This window comes from Dyadobacter pollutisoli, from assembly GCF_026625565.1.
Classification (GTDB): domain Bacteria; phylum Bacteroidota; class Bacteroidia; order Cytophagales; family Spirosomataceae; genus Dyadobacter; species Dyadobacter pollutisoli.
The window spans coordinates 611,936-635,101 of the sequence record NZ_CP112998.1 but is presented as its reverse complement, the minus strand read 5'-3'; the positions used below and the strand labels follow the sequence as shown (position 1 = coordinate 635,101).

Genomic DNA, 23,166 nt, shown 5'->3' with positions numbered 1-23,166 from the left:
ATCATGAACTTCACTTTTTGCATTCTGAAATCCGTTCGCGAATGGCGTTTTCTTCATTGAGGGAAGCAACATCATGCTTTAATGCTTCCTGATAATAATGGATGGCTTTTTTAAAATTTTTGTTCTTTTTGAAATAATCGCCCAAGAACAAATAGGTCAGGTAACTCTGTGGATTATTGCTCACAAATTCCCTTTCTTGCTCAGGCGAAAGCTCAAAGGCAATGTCGAGCATCACATACCTGCTGATTTTTTGTTTGGTGGCTTTAAATGCTTCAAATTTCTTGTAATCGACAGAATTCAGAAAAGGGTCTTGCTTGATTTCCAATGAATCCACCGCCTGAAAGGATCCTTTGCCTGAAAAGACATCATTTAAATTATAGCAAATGAACTTGCCCAATTGGTAAGGAGGGGTGGAAATCCACATTTCCTTTTTTGCCGGTTTGAACAAAATTCCATGATGGGCAATGAGCTGATTTAGTGATTTGGAATTACCATAACCTATAAACTGATCGTTCAGGCCGCTTTTATCCCGTAAAATAAAAGCTGCCTCATTCACTCCGAGCGGGTAGGACCGGCTCATCAGCTGGTTCATCCGATCGAATCGCGACTTGGAATCCGTGTCTTTAATATTGTTGATATTGACTGAATCACGAATGAATGCATTGCCCTGATAATGGTTGGCACACACCAGATAGTCCTGGCCCGATTCAAAAACATCCATTTTCTGAGGTGACTTTTCAATGATAACCGCCTTGTCATCCGCAGCCGAGCCGATCAGCAACGACTCGGATACGAATGTTTCGCTTCGCTGAGCGATCCGGTTTGCTTCCTGAATGGTGCCGGCATACTGCAATATTTCCCTTGCCAAAATAGAAATAGGTTCTTTGGCCGCAAACGGAATGTCCGACTTGGAAGCATTCAACGTGACTGTAATGCCTTTCTCATTCATACCCGAAACCACGCCCGTAAGCCCTGCCCATGCGTAAGAGGCAAACTTATACCCTTTATCGGGCTTCATGAAAACGATCAGCTTATCTTCCGCGAAAGCATCGCCCATATAGAAATCAAAATTCCGGGCGATCAGCAGGGTCGAATCTTTGGAAAGCGAGTGGTTCACTGCAAAAGAAGTGCAGCCAACCATGTTCAGATCTGTCAACGCATGGCCAATGTCGTGGGCAGCATGGTAATTGAGTATCCGGTAGTACTTCGGTCCGATGTAATTGAACTGCTCGGAAAATGACTGCGAAACACCATAAATTTCCTGCTGGTTTTCCTGGGGAATGTACTTATAAATATCCCTGTTGAACCAGCCAACGAAGCCTTTGAGCACTTGCAAAAATAAGGCGCCCGGGATCATTTCCTTGATTTGTCCCACGAAATGCACCTCCTGCTTTTCCATCAGTTCTTTCGCCAGGATCCCATAGATCAGGCCCCTTTCGTAGGGAGCGCCTTCCAGATACATTTCCCAGATGCCTTCCTTATTTTTCCGGAGCCAGTTGTTGCCAACAGTATAATGGTTTTCCGCCACTTTGACCCGCTTGTAACTATCAACGGTTTTATTACTTTCAAGATTCGGAGCCGGCACGGTGATGCGCCAGATGAATAAACCGAAAAGTATGACGGTAATCAGCAGGAAAATACCGAAGAATTTGAGGACTGATCTGGTTACTTTATTTTTTGGCCACATATAGTATAAACAAACAGTTACCCGCAAATAGGGCAGCTCGTATAGGATCAAAATTAATAATAAATGGGTATCTCTTATATAAAAACCGTTTCACCGGATGCAGTATTGGGACTTTGGCACATTTCCGAGCCGTGGCAGGAGTTGAAGACAATGCTTGATTTGCCCGCCCAGGAGCTGGCGCCATTGAAAGAAAAAAAAACAGACCGCCGGAAACAGGAATGGCTTGCGTGCCGCGCTTTATTGCAGCAAATGACCGGTAGCCAGCCCATTATAAACTATGATATCAACCGAAAACCTCACATTAAAAACACCGATCAGCAGATTTCAATGTCTCACTCCGGCGAGTACGCATGCGTGTATCTGCACAAAACCCGGCCAGTCGGCGTGGACATTCAGCAAATGAAACCGAGTATCTCCAAAGGCTGCGATTACTTTTTAAATGAGGATGAAAAGCGCTGGGTTACTATCGAAAACAATGTGCAGCTTCACCTGATCTGGTCTGCGAAGGAATCGGCATTCAAGTATGCCGGGGATATGGATATGGATTTGAAAAAACATATCATTACAAATGCATTTAACAGCAACCAAAACAGCGTAATTCAGGTTTCTATCCTGAAAGGGAACATGACCGAAAATATTCTTGTGCAATCCGAGACTTTTGACGACTATGTACTGACCTGGACCATATAAAACCACCTTAACCTTAAAGCCGAATATGCTCAGATTTATTACGATCCTCTTTCTTCTTTCAGCTTTCAAACTTTCCGCACAAGTACCCACGCTGTCTTCCAGTGAAATTTTTCAGAACATTAAAAAATTGAATGTACTGGGTTCAGTCCTGTACATTGCCGCACACCCGGACGATGAAAATACATTGATGCTCTCCTATCTGTCCAAAGATCAGCTGGTAAGAACAGGGTACCTATCTTTGACCAGGGGAGATGGCGGGCAAAACCTGATCGGTGCCGAACAAGGCTACAATATCGGCGTGATCCGTACCCAGGAATTGCTCGGCGCACGCAAGATTGACGGTGCGCAGCAGTTTTTTTCAAGGGCCTATGATTTTGGTTTTTCCAAAACACGCGACGAAACATTGAATTTTTGGGACAAGGATAAGGTACTCGGCGATGTGATATGGATGATCCGCAAGTTTCAGCCGGACGTGATCATTACCCGTTTTCCACCCGATGCGCGCGCTGGACACGGCCACCACCAGACTTCCGCTTTCCTGGCTGAACAAGGTTTTGCCATGGCCGCGGATCCAAAATCTTACCCCGACCAGCTCCAATTTGTGAAACCCTGGCAGGCCAAGCGACTCGTTTGGAATACCTACACGCCCGGGTTCACCAATAAGCAGCCGCTGGAAGAGAAAAGTCCATTTATTTCCATTGAAATCGGCGGTTATAATCCTGTTTTGGGAAAATCCTACACCGAGATCGCCGCCGAAAGCCGCAGCCAGCATAAAAGCCAGGGATTTGGAAGCTCTGCGCAGCGGGGCGAGCGGATTGATTATTTCCTGCATAAAGTGGGGCAGCCCGCCGATAAAAACCTGTTTGACGGCGTAGACCTGAGCTGGAAAAGAGTAAAAGGAAGTGAGAAAATCCAGTCACTGATCAATGCAGCTATCAAGAATTTTTCTGTCAACAAACCCTCTGCGTCTATCGCTGATCTGCTGAAAATCAACGCGGAACTTAGCAAACTGGATTCGGCTGATTTATATATTAAAACCAAAAAGGAAGAAGTAAAAGACCTGCTGGTACAGTGCGCGGGGCTTTGGTTTGAAACCAATCCTGCCAACTTTTCGGGAGTTGCCGGTGATTCGGCTGCTGTGGTTGTTTCGGTTGTAAAACGATCTGACTATCCTGTAAAGCTGGTCTCGATGCAATGGACGGGGAAATCGCAGGACAGCTTGCTTAATCTGACGCTGGGCGACAATGAATTGAATTCGTTTGCCAAAAAGGCATTGCTGCCTGCAACATTGAAAATCAGCCAGCCCTACTGGCTTGAAAAACCCATTGATAAGGGCTTATTTCAAATCGACAAACAGCAAGACATTGGCTATCCGCAAAACCGTCCGGAGACTGTAACACGGTATACTTTTGAGATCGGCGGTCAGCGGTTTACTTTTGAGCGCCCCTGGATCTACAAGTTTACCGACCCTGCCGAAGGAGAAATTTACCGCCCGTTCGAGATCAGGCCGCTTGTGACGACTACGATTACTGAGCCTGTGTTTATATTTTCTTCTCTGGATCCCAAAACCGTTACCATGGTCGTGGAGGCTCAGCGCGCAAATGTAAAAGGTACATTGAAACCAGTGCTTCCCGCCGGATGGAAGTCGGTACCTGAAACTGCGGATTTCAATTTGGCTGGGAAATATCAGCAGCAGTATTTTTCATTTATCATCACACCGCCATCGGCTAACTCAGAAGTAACGTTAAAAGCAGTAGCCACAGTTGACGGCAAAACTTTTGACAAATCCATTAAAACCATTGCATACCGGCACATTCCCAGCCAAACCATCTTCCCCGTTTCGGAAGCCAAGCTTGCTCACATTGACGTTAAAACTTCGGTAAAAAATATCGGATACATTGCCGGAGCAGGCGATGACGTTCCCACTGCATTGCGGCAGATGGATTGCCAGGTTACAATGCTCAATGAAGCGGGACTGTCCAAAGATCTGAGTATGTATGATGCCATTGTGGTCGGCGTAAGGGCCTATAACACCGAAGATTACCTTGCCAACTACCAGAGCAAGCTCATGGATTATGTTAAAAATGGTGGAACCATGCTCGTTCAATATACCATTCCAGGCCAAAAAGTGAAACAGATCGGACCATTCCCGATTGAGCTGGGCCGCGAGAGGGTAACCGAAGAAGATGCTGAAATGAGGTTCTTACTGCCCGAACATTCATTGTTAAACTACCCGAACAAAATCACGCAAAAGGATTTTGATGGATGGATCCAGGAACGCGGACTATATTTCGCCCAGGATTGGGATAAGAAAAATTACCAGGCGCTTTTTTCCAGCAATGATAAGGAGGAAGGTAAAAAAGAAGGTAGCGTGCTTTATGCCCAATATGGCAAGGGACATTACATCTACACAGGCTTGTCGTTTTTCCGAGAGCTCCCAGCCGGGGTGACCGGGGCATATCGCCTGTTTGCGAATATGATTTCAGTTGGAAAGAAATAGGGTTTTGAAGCCCTATTTCACATTTTTTCTGCGGTTGCGTTGAAAATCTTCCAGTACAAAACCACCTAAGCCCTGCAAATTGCTGTAATAGGCACGGCCATTGTTGACCTGGGTAAAGTTTTGTACAAACTGTTTAAGGTATGGATCGGTAGCAATCATAAAGGTTGTTACCGGTATATCCAGCCGCCTGCATTGCGCAGCCAGTGTCAGTGTTTTGTTGATGATCTTGCGGTCGAGGCCGAAACTGTTTTTGTAATAACGGATCCCTTCTTTCAAACAGGTCGGCTTTCCGTCGGTAATCATAAAAATCTGCTTGTTACGCGTTTTCTTGCGGCGCAAAATGTCCATAGCAAGCTCCAAGCCGGCCACCGTATTGGTATGATAAGGTCCTACTTCCAGGTAAGGAAGGTCCTTGATCTGGATTTGCCAGGCATCATTGCCAAAAACAATAATATCCAGTGAATCTTTCGGGTACTTGCTTCTGATCAGCTCGGCCAAAGCCAGGGCTACTTTCTTGGCAGGTGTAATGCGGTCCTCTCCATACAATATCATCGAATGGCTGATATCGATCATGACCACCGTAGCCGTGGTCGTTTTTTGCTCGCGCTCCACCACTTCCAGGTCATTTTCCATCAGCATAAAATCTCCGATGCCGTGATTGACCTGCGCATTTTTAATGGATTCGGTCATCGCGATCTGATCCAATGTATCCCCAAACTGAAACTGACGGATATCGCTGCTGAGCTCATCCCCCACTCCCATATGTGGCGTATGGTGATTTCCTCCTGATTTGGAGCGCTTCAATTTTCCGAATATTTCGTCCAATGCACTTTTACGGATGCTTTTCTCCGCTTTGGGCGTCATAATGATCTTGCTCTCGCCATCCTGCTTTTCCTCTGTGATATAGCCTTTCTTTTTGAGGTCATCAAAGAAATCGCCGATACCGTATGAATCATTGGTGAGGTTATACTGGCGGTCCAGTTCGCTCAGCCAGGACATAGCCTCGCTGACATCGCCGGAAGTCATCAGAAGCAACTGCTGAAAAATATCAAACAGCTGCTCGAACTTACTGTTAGCGCCCTGCTCGGCCGGTATGAATTTGGAAAAACGATGTCCACGCATAAGAATTCAGCTAAAAATATCCCTAAAATGAGACGGCTACTTTCAAAGTTAATCGAAAGTAGCCGCATATTACTTACAAAATCTGGTCGAATTATGCCTCTTCTGCGCAGAATTCTTCGAATGCCATTTGCAAATGTTGTGCAATCATTTCAGCTGAACGGCCTTCAATGTGATGACGCTCAACGAAATGGATCAACTCTCCGTCTTTAAAAAGCGCTACTGCTGGTGATGACGGTGGGTATGGTAATGTATACTCACGCATTTTGGCAGTAGCTTCCAGGTCAGCGCCAGCAAAAACAGTCGCCAGATGATCGGGCTTGATTTCGCTGCGTGACAAAGCCGCTCTTACGCCGGGACGTGCCGCGCCAGCTGCACAGCCACATACTGAATTGATCACAACCAATGCAGTACCTTTTGTTGTTTGCATGAAGTTATCAACTTCTGCCGCTGTTGTTAAATCCTGAAAACCGACATTAACAAGTTCAGCTTTCATCGGAGCCACTAATTGTGGTGGATACATATTGTTTTAAAATTAAAGTTTATAAGATAGTTTACTGGCCGTCGGCAGTCAGCTTTCGGCCTTCAAATTTATTTATGTTTGACTGCCGATCGCCGACAGCCGAAGTTCTCTATAACTGACTGCCGATCGCCGACAGCCGAAGTTCTTTAATTGACTGCTGAAAGCCGACAGCCGAGGTATATTTACATGAACCCCAGTTCCAGTTTCGCCTCTTCGGACATCATTTCTGTGGAATAAGGAGGATCGAAGGTCAGTTCGAGACTTACATCGTTCACGCCCTCTACTTCCCTTATTTTTTGCTCCACTTCGCCAGGCAATGTTCCTGCCGACGGGCATGATGGCGAGGTCAGCGTCATGGAAACAAAGACATTGTTTACCGGGAATATCTTCAAATCGTAAATCAGCCCAAGCTCATACACGTCCACCGGAATTTCCGGATCATAAACCGTCTTGATCGCTCTTACTACTTCTTCCCTTAATTCTGACTCTGACATTTCAATTTATTTATGGTACGACGACTTGGCCTTATTCTACATTTACTGATTTGGCCTGATAGGCAAATCCGTAAGCTTTCATTTGTTTTAGCATCGCAGCTAGCCCATTGGATCTGGTTTGCGCCAAGTGCTGATGTAAACCGATCCGCTCCATGAAGTAAAGGTTCGCACTGGCAATCTGCTCCGGCGTATGCCCTGAAAGTACTTTAACCAGCATACTCACCAGCCCCCGAACGATGATTGCATCACTGTCGGCTTCAAATTTCAAAAGCTCCCCGTCCATGTAAGCATTCAGCCAAACGCGGGATTGGCAACCCTTGATAATGTTATCCTCTGTTTTAAACTGTTCTTCCAACGGAGGGAACTGCTTTCCAAGATCTATAATGTACTCGTACTTGCTTTCCCAATCATCAAACAATTCAAAATCAGAAATTAGTTCGTCCTGTATCTCGTTTATGGTCATTGTATCACTAATTTTTATGCATCTGCGGTTCTGGTTTCAACCCAATTGATGATGGATTCGGCCACTTCCAATCCTATTTTCGAAACTTCGGAAACTGGATTTCCGTCGTAACCCATAGCTAAATGAAGTGTATCGTAAGCTCCATTAAATGCGTTGAGTACCTTTTTATCCATCTTCGCTAACCGCTCTTTATACCAATCTACGTCTTTCCTACCCTTTGTTTTATTTTCAAACAATGCGTCCAGTGCCACCAAAACTCCGGTGTAGGCTGCATGTCCGGCTAGCTTTACATACTTTTTGTCCTGGTAATAGCCATCTTCCTTCTTAGCTTTTTCTCTTAAAATCTCCTTCGCATTATCCAGATAACGCTTTGCTTCCTGTACTGTACTAGGCATATGTGTATATAGTTTGGTTTCAATGAGGAGGCCCGCCGCGCCGGGTAAATTTAAGCAAAATTATCCGAGCATTTTCTTGACCTTATGCAGGCCTTTCACCAGCAGATCTATTTCTTCGAATGTATTATAAACAGCAAATGAAGCCCGTGAGGTTCCTGAAATATTGAAGCGGTTCATCAGTGGCTGCGTGCAATGATGTCCTGTTCGAACCGCAATCCCCTGCTGATCCAGCAGTACGCCAATGTCCTGATGGTGAATTCCGTCAATGACAAATGAGAGCACACTTACCTTTTCTTTGGCCTTACCGATAATTCTCAAACCTTCGATCTCACTCACAGCCTCGGTCGCGTACGTCAGCAATTCATGCTCATAAGCTGCAATGTTGGATTTACCCAAAGTATCGACATAGTCCAAAGCATACTTGGCCGCTACTACATCAGCAATGTTGGGCGTCCCTGCTTCAAATTTGTACGGAAGTTCATTATAAGTAGTCTTGGCGAAAGTCACTTCTTTAATCATCTCGCCACCGCCCCGGTAGGGAGGCATGGCATTGAGCAGGTCTTTCTTTCCATACAAAATACCCATCCCAGTCGGACCGTAAATCTTATGTAGAGACAGTGAGTAAAAATCGCAATCCAGGTCCTGCACATCCAGGTGAATGTGGGAACTAGCCTGAGCGCCATCCAAAAGTACCTTTGCTCCTACCCGATGCGCTTTTTCAATGATCTCCTTGACGGGATTGATCGTGCCCAAAGAGTTGGAAACATGTACTACCGATACGAATCTGGTCCGCTCAGTCAGCATCTTTTCATATTCGTCCATCAGCAACTCTCCATCATCATTGATAGGGATTACTTTCAGGATACACCCTTTTTCTTCGCATAGCATCTGCCAGGGCACAATATTGGAATGATGCTCCATGGTGGAAATGATCACTTCGTCCCCCTCTTTCAGGAATTTCCGGCCGTAGCTGGACGCCACCAAATTGATACCATCTGTTGTTCCATATGTAAAAATGATCTCTTCCGGGAATTCTGCATTCAGGAAGGTCTGTAACCTGCGACGCGAAAGTTCAAATGCAGAAGTCGCTTTCTCGGCCAGATGATGAATGCCACGGTGAATATTGGCATTGTAATGTTCGTAATATCCTGATAATGCATCCAGCACCAGCCTTGGTTTCTGAGTAGTGGCCGCGTTATCAAAATAGACCAGCTGTTTCCCGTTAATGATTTCATTCAGGATCGGAAAATCATTTCTGATTGACGCTATATTGAGATTGTTGCTCATTGTCATGGGTATTTAAGAAAAATACCCAACCCAAAAAATTGAAGGTTGGGTAGCAATAAGTTTGGTATCCTTTGAAAAAGCCTCGGGATATTATTTTGAAGCCAGTTTCTGCGCGATCACATTTTCCAGATATTCCCGAACTGAATCGATCTTGATCTGAGAAACTACGTCGGCGCAAAAAGCAAACATTAAAAGTGATAACGCTTCTGACCTTGAAATTCCGCGTGAACGCATGTAGAACAATGCCTCTTCGTCGATCTGGCCAGTGGTAGTTCCGTGTGAGCATTTCACGTCATCCGCAAAAATTTCGAGCTGCGGCTTGGTGTTCATCGTCGCCTCGGGAGACAATACGATATTTTTACAAGACTGGAAAGCATTGGTCTTTTGAGCATCCTGGCGTACAAATATTTTGCCGTTGAAAACTCCCTTTGCCTTGTCCCTCAAAATTCCTTTGTATAATTCATTACTTTCGGAATTAGGCTTGCGATGATCAGCAACCGTATGGTTATCAACGTGCTGCGTACCATCCGGGAAGTACAACCCGTACATATGTGCCTCACAACGCTCTCCATCCAAAACAATGTTCAGATTGTTGCGTGTAAAACGGCCATTTAATGTCACTGTCCCGGCGTAGAAATGCGAACGGTCCAGCATTCTCACCTGCGTGGTTCCAATGTGGTAAGCATTATCGCTTTCGTTCTGCACTTTGTAGTATTCCACACCTGCCTCTTCGCCCACATATATCTCGGTGACCACGTTTGTAAACGAACGCTGCTCACCCAGTGTACGGAAAGCTTCCGCCAGTTTTACATGTGCATTCCGGCCAACTGCAATGATATTTCTGGGCTGGCTGCCTACATCCTGGCTGCGTGCATCGCTCACAAAACGAAGGATCACAGGATGTTCCACCGTTTTATTATCGGCAACGTGGATAAAAATACCATCCTGGGCAAAAGCCGTGTTCAAGGCTGTAAAAGCATCTTCACCTTCTTTCGCAAGCTCGTTGAAATAATTGTTGACCAGCTCCGGATTCTTTTTGTAAGCCTCTGAAAGTGGTTCAATGGTGATCTGGTCCTGCGAAGAGATGAGTCGGGACAATGCGGCGTTATAATGTCCGTTGACAAAATAAACAATGTTGGCTTCCTGCTCAGGTATGTTCAGGTCCTCCAATTCAGCCAGGCTAAGCGTGCTGTCTGCATTAAAATTATAATTAACGCTGATCAGGTCCTTTACATTGGAATATTTCCACTCTTCATTACGTGGGGTCGGAAAGCCCAACTTATCAAACTGAGCCAGTGCTGCACGTTTTTTCTGGTGAAAATCCGAAGAAGCTTCACCATTCATAACGGATTCACGGGCATGAAAGTCCGTGATCAGCCTGGTTTTCAAATCTATTGTTTCGGTACTCATTGATGTAGTAATATGTACTTTTAATGTTAAGAATTACAGCAAGGCAAAACCTTCATTTCTTTCTTAACCAACGGCTTCAACTTCCGCTTTAATCCAGTCGTAACCTTTTTCTTCCAGTTCCAGGGCCAGTTCCTTTGGACCGGATTTCACGATGCGCCCTTTGTAAAGCACGTGTACATAGTCAGGCACAATGTAATCCAGCAAACGCTGATAGTGGGTTACCACAATCGCAGCACGATCCGGAGAGCGAAGCGAATTAACTCCTTCTGCTACAATACGCAACGCATCAATATCCAAACCTGAATCGGTTTCGTCGAGGATCGCCAGCTTGGGTTCAAGCACCGCCATCTGGAAGATTTCGTTACGTTTTTTCTCACCACCCGAAAAGCCTTCGTTCAAAGCACGTTTCAGCAAAGAGTCGTTCATACTGACCAGCTTGGCTTTCTCACGCACCATTTTCAGGAACTGAGCAGCGTCCAGCGGGCTTTCTCCTTTATATTTACGAATTTCGTTAACAGCAGTTTTAAGAAAATTGATGGTAGTTACTCCCGGAATTTCAACAGGGTACTGGAAAGCAAGAAAAATACCTTCCGCTGCTCTTTCCTCAGGAGCCATTTCCAATATGTCTTTTCCGTCAAAAACAACACTACCGCCAGTAACCTCGTATTCCTCTCTTCCAGCCAAAACAGATGCCAAAGTGCTTTTTCCGGAACCATTCGGCCCCATAATCGCATGCACTTCACCTGGCTTAACTTCCAGGTTAATGCCTTTTAATATTTCTTTGCCTTCAATTGAGGCACGCAAGTCATTAATAGAGAGCATAACTAATTAATACTTAATATATAGTTCGTGGTAATTTACCGCAAAAGTAACACGCTTTAAGCGTAAAAGAAAATGAATGCCAAACCCGGCAGACACCGGACTTATATATTGATTAACCTTTTTATAAGACGCCTTGTTCCCCGGAATTATATATTTCTCAGTGAAATACCCACATTATGAAGAGGTTGAAACGGGTGCTATTTTTAATTGGCAAAGAAAGATTTACTTTGCGACAAAGGCCTTTCAACACTTCGTTTATGATAACAGACGCTGCACCCGATAACACAATCAATGTCTCTTCCGAAACAGGCACCCTCAAAAGACTGCTCATCCACAGCCCCGACCGCGGTTTGGGCAAGGTAGTGCCCAGCAAAGCCCAGGACTGGCTTTTTGAGGACATTGTCCATCTGGATACCATGCGCCGAGATGAGTATGACTATTACGTAAAACTGTTGCTGTACTTTCTGGACCCTGATAAAATCAAAGGAAAACTAAGCCAGATTGATAATGATCCCACAAGGGCTTTCTACATCCCGGGAACCGATGAATATTACGATTCCGACCGCGTAGTGGACATTCAGAAGCTGCTCGGACAGATCCTTGAAGAAAATAATGTGCGGGTCAAGCTGACCGCGGCGATCTGTGGTATAGAAAGATGCTCTTATCGCATTCAGGAGGAATTGAATGCATACGATCCCCATGAGCTGGCCAAGATCTTCATTTCAGGCTCCTGCCCGGATAAACGAATGCTTTTCGCTCCCCTGCCCAACCTGATTTTCATGCGGGATATTGGTATCGTTATCAATGATCATATCCTGCTCAACAAACCCGCGAAGACGGCACGTACCCGGGAATCCATTCTCGCCCAATTTGTCTTTTTCTACCATCCTATGTTTGCCCATATCAAGGATAACCTCATTGAAATACCTGAAAATGAGCGGCATTTCCTCTTACCGGACGACGAAAAAGCCAGTGATTACCACCGCTGCACCCTGGAAGGTGGCGACGTGATGATGGTCGCTCCCAACCACCTGCTGATCGGCTGCAGCGAGCGAACCTCGATTTATGCTGCGCAACAGGTCATGAAAATCCTGTTTGATAAAAATGTGGTCGATAAGATTACCATCATTAAAATACCGAAAAAGCGGGACTACATGCACATTGACACTATTTTCACCCAGGTCAAAAAAAATGTGTGGGTACTGCTCGGTTCGCTGGCGAGGCTGGGCGACGAAGCCCGAAAAAAAGATGTACTGCATTTTTTCGCGCCGACTGCCGCCAATAAAGAGTTCAGGATATTACAATTTGTAAAAGGTAGTGAGCAACAGCCAAGAGAAATCGAAAATCTGGAAGATCTGCTAGCCGAAATCAGTGGAAAAGATCTGGGGTCGAACGAGCCTGTGCGTTTTATTTACTCGGGGGACAATGAATTTCCCTATGGCGAACGCGAGCAATGGACCGACTCCTGTAATTTGCTGGCGTTGAAAGACGGCGTGGTCGTAGGATATGACCGCAATGATAGGACATTGGATGCTTTCAGAAGGCAAGATTTTACGGTGATCAGCGCGAAAGAGCTTTTGGAAAAATTTGAAAATAATGAGCTGTCCCCAGCCACATTGGCCGATACATTCATTACACTGCCTTCTGCCGAGCTGTCACGGGCGCGGGGCGGATCGCATTGCATGAGTATGCCTGTATTGCGGGAGCCCCTGCTTAGTGAATTTTAATGTTGTAATCGACATATTTCGGTCGTAAATTGCATTAGACAACTTCAACATTTACTCCTATGCGCGTTATCACTTCATCCGCTCAAATTCAGCCACAATCTACCTCGCGGATCATGATGATCAGGCCGGTCAGATTTGGTTTTAATGAAGAAACTGCCGAAAGTAATGAGTTTCAGCAGGAATCTTTTGCCCAAAGTACCCGTGAGACGGCGCAGCAGATTGCAAAAGAGGAATTTGACCTGATGATCGATCAGCTAAAAAAGGCTGGCGTTAATCTGCATATTTTTGAAGATACTGATGATGTTTACAGGCCCGATGCGGTGTTTTCCAACAACTGGGTGTCCTTTCACCAAAGTGGCAAAGTGGTACTCTACCCTATGATGGCCGAAAACCGCCGTGCTGAACGAAGGCTCGATATTGTTGACAGGTTAGCCAACGATTTCAATGTAGAAGAAGTAATAGATCTGACCCATTTTGAAGCGCAGGGCAAATTTCTCGAAGGTACCGGCAGCATGGTACTCGACCGCCGCTACAAAATTGCATACGCCTGTCTTTCCCCGCGCACGCATATGGAGGTACTGGACGCATTCGCGGATGCGCTCGGGTACGAGGTTATTGCTTTTTCTGCTTCGGACGAAAACGACAAACCTATTTACCATACCAATGTTTTAATGTGTGTTGGCGATATATTTGCGGTGGTCTGCCTGGAAGCCATCAAAGATCCTGACGAACGCTATCTGGTGCGCTCGGCACTGGAAGAAACGAAAAAGGATGTGATTGAAATTTCGCTCGAACAAGTAAGGCATTTTGCCGGTAATATGCTGATGGTAAGGAATGACAAATCAAACAAATTTCTTGTCATGTCCACCCAGGCCTACGATTCACTGACCCGGCAGCAGCGGCAGGCATTGAGCGAGCACGCCCGGCTATTGCACACCGATCTGTCTGTAATTGAGGGAAATGGCGGCGGTTCGGCCCGATGTATGATGACTGAGATACATTTGCCAAGAAAGTAAAAAAAATGCTCCCCAAAAGAGGAGCATTTTTTCATCATTCGTAACCCTAATAAAATTCTCTTCTTAGTCTTTCAGGTCAGCCTTTGCTTTGGCTATCTTTTCCTTAGTTTCAGCTTTAAAAGTATCCCACTTGTCAGCGGTTTCGTCCTGAACTTCCTTCCAGGATGCTTTCAGGTCTTCTTTTTCGTCGTTCAACTCTTTTTTCCGTTCCTGCCATTTGGCTTTTTCTTTGTCGCTGGCCTTTTCGATTTTAGCGTCAGCTTCCTCTATTTTCTTATCAAGCTTGGCAACAGCCTCATCGATGTCTTCTTTGAGAGATGCTTTATCCTCTTTTATTTTGGCTTCAAAATCATTGCCGGCCTCTTTTATATCAGCTTTTGCCTCCTCGACATTCTCTTCCATATCATTTTTTGCTTCCGCAACCGTTTCGTTTGCCGAATCTTTGGTCTTTTCGGAACAGCTTGCGAATGTCAGCATTCCCAAGGTTAGCATTGAAGCTACCATCCAGGTGATCTTTTTCATATTTGAGGTTTTAATAAATTCATTTGATAAATAATCTCATTACAAAATACCATCTTACAAAAATCCTACCAGGCCGCCACGCGTATGATATCAATGGTTTTGTAGAAAATAATGCTCAAAAAAACGGTTGATCCGTTTCGGTTTTCACCGGAATGTTATGAACTACCTCACGATGTCACAGGTTATGACTGGTATATATCTTGACAGTCTTCCCTTTTATGATCAGATTTGTATTTTATTGATATCCATCTCACTCGTTATGCACAAATTTTATCTTCCTAGCCTCTTAATTTCTTTAACCGTTTTTATTAATCCTGGAAAATCACTGGCCCAAAGCGACAGTCTGAAAGCCCGGGACTTGCAGGAAATCACCATTAATGCCTTTGAGTCCAAAACTAACCCGCTCACTACTACCGCAACGGTAGGTTTGCTCAGTTCCAGGACTTTGAACAGGTTTTCCGCCACTACCTGGACCAATGCGGTCAATACCCTTCCTGGGGTGAGAATGGAAGAACGCTCTCCCGGCAGCTACCGGTTTTCGGTCCGTGGAAGCCTGATCAGGAGCCCTTTTGGTGTGCGTAATGTTAAATTTTACTGGAATGGCATTCCTTTCACGGATGCCAGTGGAAACACGCCGCTGAACTCGCTGGATTATGGCGCAGTACAAAGTATGGAGATCATCAAAGGGCCAGGAAGCAGCTTATATGGCGCGGGTACCGGCGGCGTGGTTCTTTTGCAAAGCCACGCTGAGAACGACTTTCAAAACCGTGCCGAACAAAGTGTCAGTTTGGGCAAATACGGCTTTCAGAGCAGGAATTCAACTTTGCAGATCGGCGATATTTCTATCCAGTACGGACATAGTGAGCAGGACGGTTACCGTGACCACAGTGCGATGAAAAGGGACGCGATCCGCTTTGCTTCGACATCTAAGATTGGAGAAAAAGGCACTCTGTCGTTGCTGGGGATGTATTCAGATCTATATTACCAGACGCCGGGCGGCATCAACATCGCCCAATATCAGAAGGACCCAAAGCTGGCACGTCAGTCAACCGCTACGGTACCGGGCAGCGAGGCCCAGCAGGCGGCGATTTATACAAAACTGGCAATGCTTGGCGGAAACTATGTTTTGCAACTTTCGGACAGCTGGACACAGTCTTCGGCCCTTTACGCGACATTCACTGACTTTGCCAACCCTTTTATTTCCAATTATGAAAAAAGGGATGAGAATGGCATCGGCGGCAGAAATATCTGGCAAAACCGGTCTCAAATTGGAAATGTAAAAACCAACTGGACCAGCGGCTTCGAATGGCAATACGGCAAATCAGCCCAGAGAAATTATGATAATATTGGCGGTCGGCCCGACAAACAGCAAACCGTTGAAGATATCAGAACTTCCAATTTGTCTGTTTTTAGCCAACTGGAAGCCGTCTTGCTCACAGACCTTACGCTGAGCGCTGGTGTGAGCTATAATACGTTCAAATACAAGTACGAGCGCTTTTTCGCACTTCCTTACAGCAAAGAACAACGCACGTTTGACGGCATATTCATTCCACGTTTTGCGGCAAATAAGGTCATTGCCAAAAACTGGGCAGTTACTGCTTCTTACAGCGGCGGCTTCTCCCCTCCTACCTTGCAGGAAGTACGTCCGTCGGCCGGCGGGTTTCGCAAAGACCTGGAAGCCGAAAGAGGTACCAATGTGGAAGTGGGCATCAGAAGAACCGGAAAACGCATTACCGGCGAGATCAGCGCATATCATTTTGGGTTGAAAGAAACCATTGTAAGAAGGACCAACGAAGCAGGCGCTGAATATTTTATCAATGCAGGAAAAACCAAGCAAAAAGGGCTTGAATGGACCATTGCCTACGAAATTCTTTCCGATCCACGGCTACCGGTGATGCTGAAAATCTGGAATGCAGGTACTTATACCAGATATACCTTTGACGACTTTAAGCAAGCAGACGTAGACCTCAGCGGAAAACTGATTCCCGGAATCCCGCGTTTTTCTCAGAATACAGGCCTGGATGCATTGTTCAAATACGGTCTTTCGGCATATGTCACTTATCAGCATGGCGACTCATTTTATTTGAATGATGCCAATACCGTTAAAAATACTGCCTATAATCAATGGATTGCCCGTATTAGCTGGAAAAAAAGCTGGGGACAACATTTTTACAGCGAGCTGTCAGCCTCAGCCGAGAAAGTGAATGCAGGTATTTATAGCCTCGGCTATGACCTTAACGCATTCGGGAACCGTTACTATAATGCTGCTCCGAAAAACAATGTTTGGGCCGGTGTGAAAGTGGGTTGGGAGTGGCAGAAAAATTCTAAATAATGCATTTATACCTTCATATTCCTTTTTGCCGGCAGGCTTGCCATTACTGTGATTTTCATTTCAGTACCAATACTTCCAACAAACGCGCTGTTGTGGAAGCCATTGCATCCGAGATTATACTGCGCAAAGATTACCTGCCGGAAAAAGCGATTGAAACCATATACTTTGGAGGCGGAACACCGTCCATGCTCGACGAAGCCGAACTTGGTTTGCTATTGGAAACGATCCACAAACATTTCTCGGTCCATAAGGATGCGGAGATCACATTGGAGGCCAATCCTGATGATCTCAATGCCGACAAACTCCGGCAGTTTTATGCTGCGGGGATCAACAGGTTGAGCATTGGTATCCAGTCATTTCACGAGCCTCATTTAAAATTCCTGAACCGCATTCATTCTGCTTCGGAGGCAGCTGAATGTGTGCGAACCGCGCAGGATATTGGCATTCAAAACATCTCCATTGACCTTATTTACGCCATTCCTGCTGAAAATCACACAATCTTGCGAGAAGACATGCAGAAGGCTTTTGACCTAAATATTTCACATATTTCAGCCTACTGTCTCACCATTGAGCCTCAGACTGCATTTGGGAGCTGGCTTAAAAAGAAGAAGATCCAGCCCATTGATGAAGAATTTGCAGCCCGTCAATTTGAAATCCTGGTGAAATCACTGGCGGAGAATGGCTACGAGCAGTACGAAATTTCCAATTTTGCAAGAAACGGACAGTATAGCCGTCATAATAGCTCCTACTGGAAGCAGCGCCCATACCTGGGCGTCGGCCCAAGCGCGCATTCGTACAATGGTGGTAGCCGGGAATATAATGTGTCCAATAATGCTCAGTATTTGAAAGCCATCCAGGGCAATGTTATTCCTGCTACCTTGGAGCAGTTGTCTGTGGCTGACCAAACTAATGAATACCTGCTTACCGGCCTGAGAACAAAATGGGGAGTAAACCGCGAAAAGCTGGAATTACTCTCGGGAGGAACCTTTGGCATGGTTCATGCGGAGGACTTAAAACGAATGTCAGCCAGCGGCTGGATATGGGAAGACACCCAATCCCTATACCTGACCGAGTCAGGAAAACTATTCGCCGACCGCATCGCAAGCGATTTGTTTATTGATTAGAAATCCCTTGTCTGAGCGCAGTCGAAGTGCAAATGCACACTGCAAAAGGCGTAATTCCAAGCTGGTAACGACCTTCGACTGCGCTCAGGAAGACAAATACTTTACTACCCAACCAACTCCGCATTCAAAGTAATCTCTGCATTCAATAGTTGCGAGATAGGGCATTCTTTTTTGGCTTTGTCGGCGATCTCGGCGAACTGCTCTGCGGCAACTCCGGGAACCTTGGCTTTCAGGTCAATCGCACTTTTCGTAACCTGACCTTTCGCCGGATCCAATGTAACTGTCGCGGTAGCATTCAATTCGTCCGCAGTGAAACCGGCAGCATTCAGCTCAAAGCTCAGTTTCATTGCAAAACAGCTGGCGTGTGCTGCTGCGATCAGTTCCTCAGGGTTGGTACCCTTACCTTCCGCAAAACGGGTATTGAACGAATATTGCGTATTTTCCAGAACGGTGCTTTGCGTGCTTACCGTTCCTGTTCCTTCTTTGCCAGTTCCTTTCCAGACTGCTGTTGCTTTACGATTGATCATATTTGTGGTTCTTTTAATTTTTAATTTGATTCAATTTTGGACTGTTTTGAGTGAAAAGTAACATCTATTGCTCTTCTACGCAAATTATTATATTATTAAAATACGCAATAAACCAGCATTTACCTCAGTTCCAGAGTATGCCGGTGCGGCTGCCAATTTAGTTAACGAAAGTTAATAGCCTATACCGATTTAAACTTTATTATTGCATTGTCATCTAATTTCAAAATTCATTCAAATCTCAATTTAATTAGCACAAACATGAACAAAAAACTCATTCCCCTACTGCTGGTACTAGTTGCGCTTTTTCAAGGCTGTACCGGACCGGAAGGCCCTCAGGGACCCGAGGGAGGAAGCATAGATGTAACAGGCACTACCTTTGACCTGGTTAATGTAAACTTTACCCCTGCTAATGAATGGCTGTATTCAATGTCTTATGCAGATGCAAAAGTGACGGTTTTGGAATCCGATGCTGTGCTAATTTATATACATTGGGGAGATGTTACCTCAGGTGGAGAAAAAGTGAAAGCGTTCAGGCTATTGCCGCAAACCGCATTTTTGGATGAAGGCATCCTGAGCTATAATTTTGACCAGACCAAAAAGGATTTCTCTATTTTCCTGGACGGCACCGTGAATCTGGCCAACCTTGCAGACGACTGGACCAAGAATCAAAATTTCAGGATAATAATCGTTCCTGCTGACTTCGCAGCCCGTAAAAGCGGTTCAGTGGATTACAATGACTACAATGCTGTCATAAAAGAATTCAATATTGACGAATCAAAAATCCGCACTGTTTCGGCACAATGATTGGCACGAATTTTTAATCAGTAGGGTTTCTGGAAAATTTTTAATAAAATCCGGTAATTTTTTACCGGATTTCCTTTTGTTTACTATGAAAGACATTATTAACACACTGTTTCTGCTGCTTATTGTCGGTTCTTTCGCATGCGCCCAAAATTTTAGGGATCAAACCGATGAATACCGCGATAAGTACAAGAAAGAATTTTTACACACTTCCAATTCTCCTTTAAAAGAGGGAGATCTTCCTTTTCTACAATTTTTCGACCCAGATTCCACTTACCGCGTGATCGCTAAATTCGAGAAAAGCAAGAGCGAATCTTTTGAAATGCCCACTTACAGCGGCGTTAAAAAGACCTATGTAAAATATGGCACCTTGAAATTCAAGCTGAACGGAAGGAAACATTCATTGAATGTGTATAGAAGCCTTAGTCTGCTCGCCGTTGCCAAGTACAAGGATTATCTCTTTATTCCTTTTAAAGACAAAACCAACGGAAACATCTCTTACGGTGGCGGCCGTTACCTGGATCTCAAAACCACTGATTTGAAGGACAACACCTACATTCTGGACTTCAACAAGGCATATAATCCTTATTGTGCTTACAGTGACGGGTACAACTGTCCGATACCGCCTGCTGCCAACCACCTGGCTGTCGAGATTAAGGCCGGCGAGAAAAAATTTGATAAAACACACCAGGAGGCTCGTTTAAGATAGTACTCTCGGCATTGCCTTCCATTCAATACATCAAAACGCCCGGCTTGTGGATCACAAACCGGGCGTTTTGATAACAATCAATGTTATTTCAGGCTTTCAATAAATCCTTCTGTTTGAGGATTCTTTCAAAAACTTTAATGTCGTGCTCCGAAGTAAAGATATTGAATGGAAGATGTACAAACTGTCCTTTTGAGATCACCAGCACGTACGCATCCTTGTCCTTATAGCCGTCCAGGATCTGCTCCCATTTCATAACACTACCTTCCTTCTGGTTCAGTTTCATCAGGATCTGGCGGTTGTCAATTTCATATTGAAACTTCTCAAACATCGGTTTGTACTGTGCCAGCTGCGTAATACCTGTAAACTGGATCAGCCAGAACAAAACGTAAAGGATCGCGCCGACAAATACGGTAATATAAATCCAGAGGTTAGGATACACGCCGGTCAGGTTCAGTATGGCGTTGATCAGGATCAGGGCCAACGGGATCAGTCCCCATTTAAGCTGCGTTTTGAAAAAATAACGCATGGCCAGGGTAATGTATTTCTTTGTGGGTAAGGCGTATTTTTTTGTACGGACCGCCGCTGGGTTCGTAGGCATTTGATAGACGGGCTGGTGTTTGTTCACCGAAACTTTGGCCATAATTCAATTTAAATTAACAATTCTGTTTTTCCGGGCGCAATATAAATGTTGGAATTGACGCACAAAAATGAAGTGCAAAGTTAGAAAAAACCAGTTGACATATCAGAAAGGTGCTGAAATAAAAAGTAGTTATGAGATTTTAGTGTAATTTGTCTTTCTTAACTACGTTGATCATTGAAATGGCTCTTCACAGGCCCATATCAGTCCCGACCTTTGAAACGATAATATCCAAAACTAAATGAGTTTTCTGTTTCCATCTTTTTTATGGGGTTTACTGGCTATATCTGTTCCGATCGCCATTCATATATTTAATTTCAGGCGAACCAAAAAGGTCTATTTTACCAATGTTGCATTTCTAAAAGCGGTTGAAACCAAAACCCGCTCCATCCGTCAGATCAAGCACTGGCTGATCCTGGCTGCCCGTATTCTGGCCATTGCCTGTCTTGCGCTGGCATTTGCACAGCCATTTCTCCCGGCCGAAAACAGGTTATCAGTCGATAAAAGAGGCATTACCAGCCTGTATTTGGACAATTCACTGAGCATGGAAAGTGAGCTGAACAATAAAAGATACCTCGACATCGCGACCAGCAAACTCAGCGATCTGCTGGGTATATTCAAAAACGCTACCTCACTGCAACTCGTTACCAACGATTTTTCGGCTCAGGAACAAGGCCTTTATCCCGCCGAAAAAGTCCGTGACCGGCTCACTACCATTGGATTATCTAATACGCCCCGAACGCTCGAACAGATTTACAAACGTCAGGAAAACCTGATGGCACGCCACGCTCATACCGGCAAAAACCAGTTCTTCTGGTTCTCCGATTTTCAAAAAAGTACCGTAGGCAACCTGTCTGAAATCAAGACTGACAGTACTAATCAGCTTTTTCTGGTGCCGGTACAGGCCGAGGCTGAGAAAAATGTTTTCGTCGACTCAGCATGGCTTAATACGCCGTTTATCCGTGAGCTGCAAAACAATATCCTCTTTGTCAAAGTCAGCAACTCCGGCAAGCAGGAGACAGGAAATGTGGTTCTTAAACTGAGCCTGGACAATACGCAGGCCTCCACGGCATCGGTGAATGTGCCCGCTAATGGCAGTGCGACTGCGAGATTTAATTTCAATCTAAAAGGCAAAGGCTTCAAAAAAGGACAGATTACATTTGACGACTTTCCGGTCACATTCGACAACAATTATTACTTTGTCCTCAATGCTTCGCCGCTGATCAGGATCCTGCATATTTACGGCCAGAAATTTGCTGGTAACTACATTGAGAATGTGTATGCCAATGACAGTCTGTTTTCACTGCAGAGTTACAGTGCGCAGAATGTAGATCCCGGCCTCATTAAAAACGCCGATCTGGTAGTACTGGAAGGTGTAGGTCAGCTCTCAGGCTCATTGCCTCTCGATTTACAGGATTTTGTGCGAAAAGGCGGAAGTCTTGCCGTCGTTCCTTCCACATCTCCTAATGGTGAGAGTTACGGCCGTTTTCTTTCCGGACTAGGCATCAATGGCCTGGAAGCATTCACCAATACCAGCCCGTCGCCCGTCGCTATCGCCCCTCCTGATCGGAACAATCCGTTTTTCAGCGATGTTTTCGAGGAGTCGGTCCGGCAGGAAATTAACCTGAACTTACCTTCGGCTTCGGCCGTGTGGACCTGGGCCAATGCAGGCCAATTGTTACTGGCACTACGGGATGGGCAAACCTATCTCAATCAGGCTACTTCGGGTACTGGCAAGATTTACATGTTTGCAGCACCGTTCATGCCTGAGTATGGTAATGTACCTCAGCATGCGATTTTTGTTCCGGTCATGTATAAAATTGCCGCATCCAGTGTACGGGCGCAGCGGACTTCGTACAAATTTGACGAAAACCCCATTGTGCTTTCGATGGGCAACTCGGAAAGCAATTCGGTTTATAAACTGCGTCGGGGCAAAGTGGAGATTATTCCATTGCAGCGCATCGCCGGCAACCAGCTTTTACTCGAAATCCCCGAAGGCGATCAGCTGGGCGAAGGCTTGGACGCAGGATATTTTGATCTCGTGCGGGATAATAAAGTGGAGCAGATCATTGCATTGAACCACAACAATTCAGAATCCAGGCTGCAATACTACTCCCCGGACGAACTGCGGGCTGCTTTTTCAGGACAAAAAAATGTACAGGTTTTTGACCGGATAGATGACGATGCTTTTTCGACGGCATTTCAGCAGCAGAACATGGGTACCAGCCTCTGGAAGTACTTTTTGTACGCCGCGCTATTCTTTTTGCTGACCGAAATTGCGTTGATCAGGTTTATGAAATAAGTGATCAAGCCTGTCGCGATTTCGGAACAAATTTTGTCGAAAGATTTTAATGGGGTTTTATGTTAGCGGTTTTTACACC

The 23,166-nt window shown here is 45.2% G+C and carries 21 protein-coding genes; 9 read left to right on the top strand and 12 right to left on the bottom strand.

Annotated features, from left to right (window positions below; all coding sequences use genetic code 11):
* Positions 1-10: 10 nt before the first annotated feature.
* On the bottom strand, positions 11-1,687 hold the full coding sequence (locus ON006_RS02790; RefSeq protein WP_244823591.1) for a C45 family autoproteolytic acyltransferase/hydrolase: 1,677 nt from the start codon (positions 1,685-1,687) through the stop codon (positions 11-13).
* A gap of 63 nt (positions 1,688-1,750) precedes the next feature.
* Between ON006_RS02790 and ON006_RS02785 the strand changes: the two genes are divergently transcribed.
* Complete coding sequence (locus ON006_RS02785) at positions 1,751-2,377, top strand: 4'-phosphopantetheinyl transferase family protein (protein WP_244823590.1); 627 nt, start codon at positions 1,751-1,753, stop codon at positions 2,375-2,377.
* A gap of 25 nt (positions 2,378-2,402) precedes the next feature.
* Positions 2,403-4,877, top strand: a complete 2,475-nt coding sequence (locus ON006_RS02780; RefSeq protein WP_244823589.1) for a PIG-L family deacetylase — start codon at positions 2,403-2,405, stop codon at positions 4,875-4,877.
* A gap of 12 nt (positions 4,878-4,889) precedes the next feature.
* On the opposite strand, the gene ON006_RS02775 is transcribed toward ON006_RS02780, so the two are convergent.
* From ON006_RS02775 to sufC, 8 genes are all read right to left on the bottom strand, one after another.
* Positions 4,890-5,999, bottom strand: coding sequence for a vWA domain-containing protein (locus tag ON006_RS02775; RefSeq protein WP_244823588.1), 1,110 nt, complete (start codon positions 5,997-5,999; stop codon positions 4,890-4,892).
* Between the two features lie 91 nt (positions 6,000-6,090).
* Positions 6,091-6,519: a BrxA/BrxB family bacilliredoxin gene (locus ON006_RS02770; RefSeq protein WP_244823587.1), complete on the bottom strand. Its 429-nt coding sequence runs from the start codon at positions 6,517-6,519 to the stop codon at positions 6,091-6,093.
* A 182-nt stretch (positions 6,520-6,701) separates the two neighbouring features.
* Entirely contained in the window at positions 6,702-7,013 is a 312-nt protein-coding gene (locus tag ON006_RS02765; RefSeq protein ID WP_244823586.1) for an SUF system Fe-S cluster assembly protein, read from the bottom strand.
* A 31-nt stretch (positions 7,014-7,044) separates the two neighbouring features.
* Positions 7,045-7,476: a SufE family protein gene (locus ON006_RS02760; protein ID WP_244823585.1), complete on the bottom strand. Its 432-nt coding sequence runs from the start codon at positions 7,474-7,476 to the stop codon at positions 7,045-7,047.
* A 14-nt stretch (positions 7,477-7,490) separates the two neighbouring features.
* Positions 7,491-7,871, bottom strand: a complete 381-nt coding sequence (locus ON006_RS02755) for a DUF5618 family protein (protein WP_244823584.1) — start codon at positions 7,869-7,871, stop codon at positions 7,491-7,493.
* 60 nt (positions 7,872-7,931) lie between these two features.
* Positions 7,932-9,158 (bottom strand): cysteine desulfurase, encoded by a 1,227-nt coding sequence (locus ON006_RS02750; RefSeq protein WP_244823583.1) that lies wholly within the window; start codon positions 9,156-9,158, stop codon positions 7,932-7,934.
* Between the two features lie 90 nt (positions 9,159-9,248).
* Positions 9,249-10,568: a Fe-S cluster assembly protein SufD gene (gene sufD, locus ON006_RS02745; protein WP_244823582.1), complete on the bottom strand. Its 1,320-nt coding sequence runs from the start codon at positions 10,566-10,568 to the stop codon at positions 9,249-9,251.
* A gap of 63 nt (positions 10,569-10,631) precedes the next feature.
* The gene (gene sufC, locus ON006_RS02740; protein WP_244823581.1) at positions 10,632-11,390 is read right to left on the bottom strand and encodes a Fe-S cluster assembly ATPase SufC; all 759 of its coding nucleotides are present in this window, start codon (positions 11,388-11,390) and stop codon (positions 10,632-10,634) included.
* A 257-nt stretch (positions 11,391-11,647) separates the two neighbouring features.
* Between sufC and ON006_RS02735 the strand changes: the two genes are divergently transcribed.
* Both ON006_RS02735 and ctlX read left to right on the top strand, forming a co-directional pair.
* Positions 11,648-13,117: an arginine deiminase family protein gene (locus ON006_RS02735; protein WP_244823580.1), complete on the top strand. Its 1,470-nt coding sequence runs from the start codon at positions 11,648-11,650 to the stop codon at positions 13,115-13,117.
* 59 nt (positions 13,118-13,176) lie between these two features.
* On the top strand, positions 13,177-14,133 hold the full coding sequence (ctlX, locus tag ON006_RS02730) for a citrulline utilization hydrolase CtlX (protein ID WP_244823579.1): 957 nt from the start codon (positions 13,177-13,179) through the stop codon (positions 14,131-14,133).
* A gap of 63 nt (positions 14,134-14,196) precedes the next feature.
* On the opposite strand, the gene ON006_RS02725 is transcribed toward ctlX, so the two are convergent.
* Positions 14,197-14,655: a hypothetical protein gene (locus ON006_RS02725; protein ID WP_244823578.1), complete on the bottom strand. Its 459-nt coding sequence runs from the start codon at positions 14,653-14,655 to the stop codon at positions 14,197-14,199.
* A gap of 259 nt (positions 14,656-14,914) precedes the next feature.
* On the opposite strand from ON006_RS02725, the gene ON006_RS02720 reads away from it, so the two are divergent.
* Together ON006_RS02720 and hemW are read left to right on the top strand one after the other, a co-directional pair.
* On the top strand, positions 14,915-16,987 hold the full coding sequence (locus tag ON006_RS02720) for a TonB-dependent receptor (RefSeq protein ID WP_244823577.1): 2,073 nt from the start codon (positions 14,915-14,917) through the stop codon (positions 16,985-16,987).
* A complete protein-coding gene (gene hemW, locus ON006_RS02715; protein WP_244823576.1) occupies positions 16,987-18,111 on the top strand; it encodes a radical SAM family heme chaperone HemW in 1,125 nt (374 codons plus the stop codon). Before ON006_RS02720 ends, hemW begins: the two co-directional genes overlap by 1 nt.
* A 104-nt stretch (positions 18,112-18,215) precedes the next feature.
* Here hemW and ON006_RS02710 read toward each other — a convergent pair whose 3' ends face one another.
* Positions 18,216-18,638, bottom strand: coding sequence for an OsmC family protein (locus ON006_RS02710; RefSeq protein WP_244823575.1), 423 nt, complete (start codon positions 18,636-18,638; stop codon positions 18,216-18,218).
* Between the two features lie 258 nt (positions 18,639-18,896).
* Here ON006_RS02710 and ON006_RS02705 point away from each other — a divergent pair, with 258 nt between their 5' ends.
* Positions 18,897-19,442, top strand: coding sequence for a hypothetical protein (locus tag ON006_RS02705; RefSeq protein ID WP_244823574.1), 546 nt, complete (start codon positions 18,897-18,899; stop codon positions 19,440-19,442).
* An 85-nt stretch (positions 19,443-19,527) separates the two neighbouring features.
* Complete coding sequence (locus ON006_RS02700) at positions 19,528-20,148, top strand: DUF1684 domain-containing protein (protein WP_244823573.1); 621 nt, start codon at positions 19,528-19,530, stop codon at positions 20,146-20,148.
* Positions 20,149-20,236: 88 nt separating this feature from the next.
* Here ON006_RS02700 and ON006_RS02695 read toward each other — a convergent pair whose 3' ends face one another.
* Entirely contained in the window at positions 20,237-20,788 is a 552-nt protein-coding gene (locus tag ON006_RS02695; RefSeq protein ID WP_244823572.1) for a YcxB family protein, read from the bottom strand.
* A gap of 238 nt (positions 20,789-21,026) precedes the next feature.
* Here ON006_RS02695 and ON006_RS02690 point away from each other — a divergent pair, with 238 nt between their 5' ends.
* The gene (locus ON006_RS02690; RefSeq protein WP_244823571.1) at positions 21,027-23,087 is read left to right on the top strand and encodes a BatA domain-containing protein; all 2,061 of its coding nucleotides are present in this window, start codon (positions 21,027-21,029) and stop codon (positions 23,085-23,087) included.
* Positions 23,088-23,166 lie beyond the last annotated feature (79 nt).

Bases quoted from the DNA above. Each gene is read 5' to 3' on its own strand.
- sufC (WP_244823581.1), bottom strand. From the start codon at position 11,390: ATGCTCTCTATTAATGACTTGCGTGCCTCAATTGAAGGCAAAGAAATA.
- ON006_RS02705 (WP_244823574.1), top strand. From the start codon at position 18,897: ATGAACAAAAAACTCATTCCCCTACTGCTGGTACTAGTTGCGCTTTTT.
- ON006_RS02785 (WP_244823590.1), top strand. From the start codon at position 1,751: ATGGGTATCTCTTATATAAAAACCGTTTCACCGGATGCAGTATTGGGA.
- hemW (WP_244823576.1), top strand. From the start codon at position 16,987: ATGCATTTATACCTTCATATTCCTTTTTGCCGGCAGGCTTGCCATTAC.
- ctlX (WP_244823579.1), top strand. From the start codon at position 13,177: ATGCGCGTTATCACTTCATCCGCTCAAATTCAGCCACAATCTACCTCG.
- ON006_RS02735 (WP_244823580.1), top strand. From the start codon at position 11,648: ATGATAACAGACGCTGCACCCGATAACACAATCAATGTCTCTTCCGAA.
- ON006_RS02775 (WP_244823588.1), bottom strand. From the start codon at position 5,999: ATGCGTGGACATCGTTTTTCCAAATTCATACCGGCCGAGCAGGGCGCT.
- ON006_RS02720 (WP_244823577.1), top strand. From the start codon at position 14,915: ATGCACAAATTTTATCTTCCTAGCCTCTTAATTTCTTTAACCGTTTTT.
- ON006_RS02690 (WP_244823571.1), top strand. From the start codon at position 21,027: ATGAGTTTTCTGTTTCCATCTTTTTTATGGGGTTTACTGGCTATATCT.
- sufD (WP_244823582.1), bottom strand. From the start codon at position 10,568: ATGAGTACCGAAACAATAGATTTGAAAACCAGGCTGATCACGGACTTT.
- ON006_RS02765 (WP_244823586.1), bottom strand. From the start codon at position 7,013: ATGTCAGAGTCAGAATTAAGGGAAGAAGTAGTAAGAGCGATCAAGACG.
- ON006_RS02760 (WP_244823585.1), bottom strand. From the start codon at position 7,476: ATGACCATAAACGAGATACAGGACGAACTAATTTCTGATTTTGAATTG.
- ON006_RS02770 (WP_244823587.1), bottom strand. From the start codon at position 6,519: ATGTATCCACCACAATTAGTGGCTCCGATGAAAGCTGAACTTGTTAAT.
- ON006_RS02700 (WP_244823573.1), top strand. From the start codon at position 19,528: ATGAAAGACATTATTAACACACTGTTTCTGCTGCTTATTGTCGGTTCT.
- ON006_RS02790 (WP_244823591.1), bottom strand. From the start codon at position 1,687: ATGTGGCCAAAAAATAAAGTAACCAGATCAGTCCTCAAATTCTTCGGT.
- ON006_RS02780 (WP_244823589.1), top strand. From the start codon at position 2,403: ATGCTCAGATTTATTACGATCCTCTTTCTTCTTTCAGCTTTCAAACTT.
- ON006_RS02750 (WP_244823583.1), bottom strand. From the start codon at position 9,158: ATGAGCAACAATCTCAATATAGCGTCAATCAGAAATGATTTTCCGATC.
- ON006_RS02755 (WP_244823584.1), bottom strand. From the start codon at position 7,871: ATGCCTAGTACAGTACAGGAAGCAAAGCGTTATCTGGATAATGCGAAG.
- ON006_RS02695 (WP_244823572.1), bottom strand. From the start codon at position 20,788: ATGGCCAAAGTTTCGGTGAACAAACACCAGCCCGTCTATCAAATGCCT.
- ON006_RS02710 (WP_244823575.1), bottom strand. From the start codon at position 18,638: ATGATCAATCGTAAAGCAACAGCAGTCTGGAAAGGAACTGGCAAAGAA.
- ON006_RS02725 (WP_244823578.1), bottom strand. From the start codon at position 14,655: ATGAAAAAGATCACCTGGATGGTAGCTTCAATGCTAACCTTGGGAATG.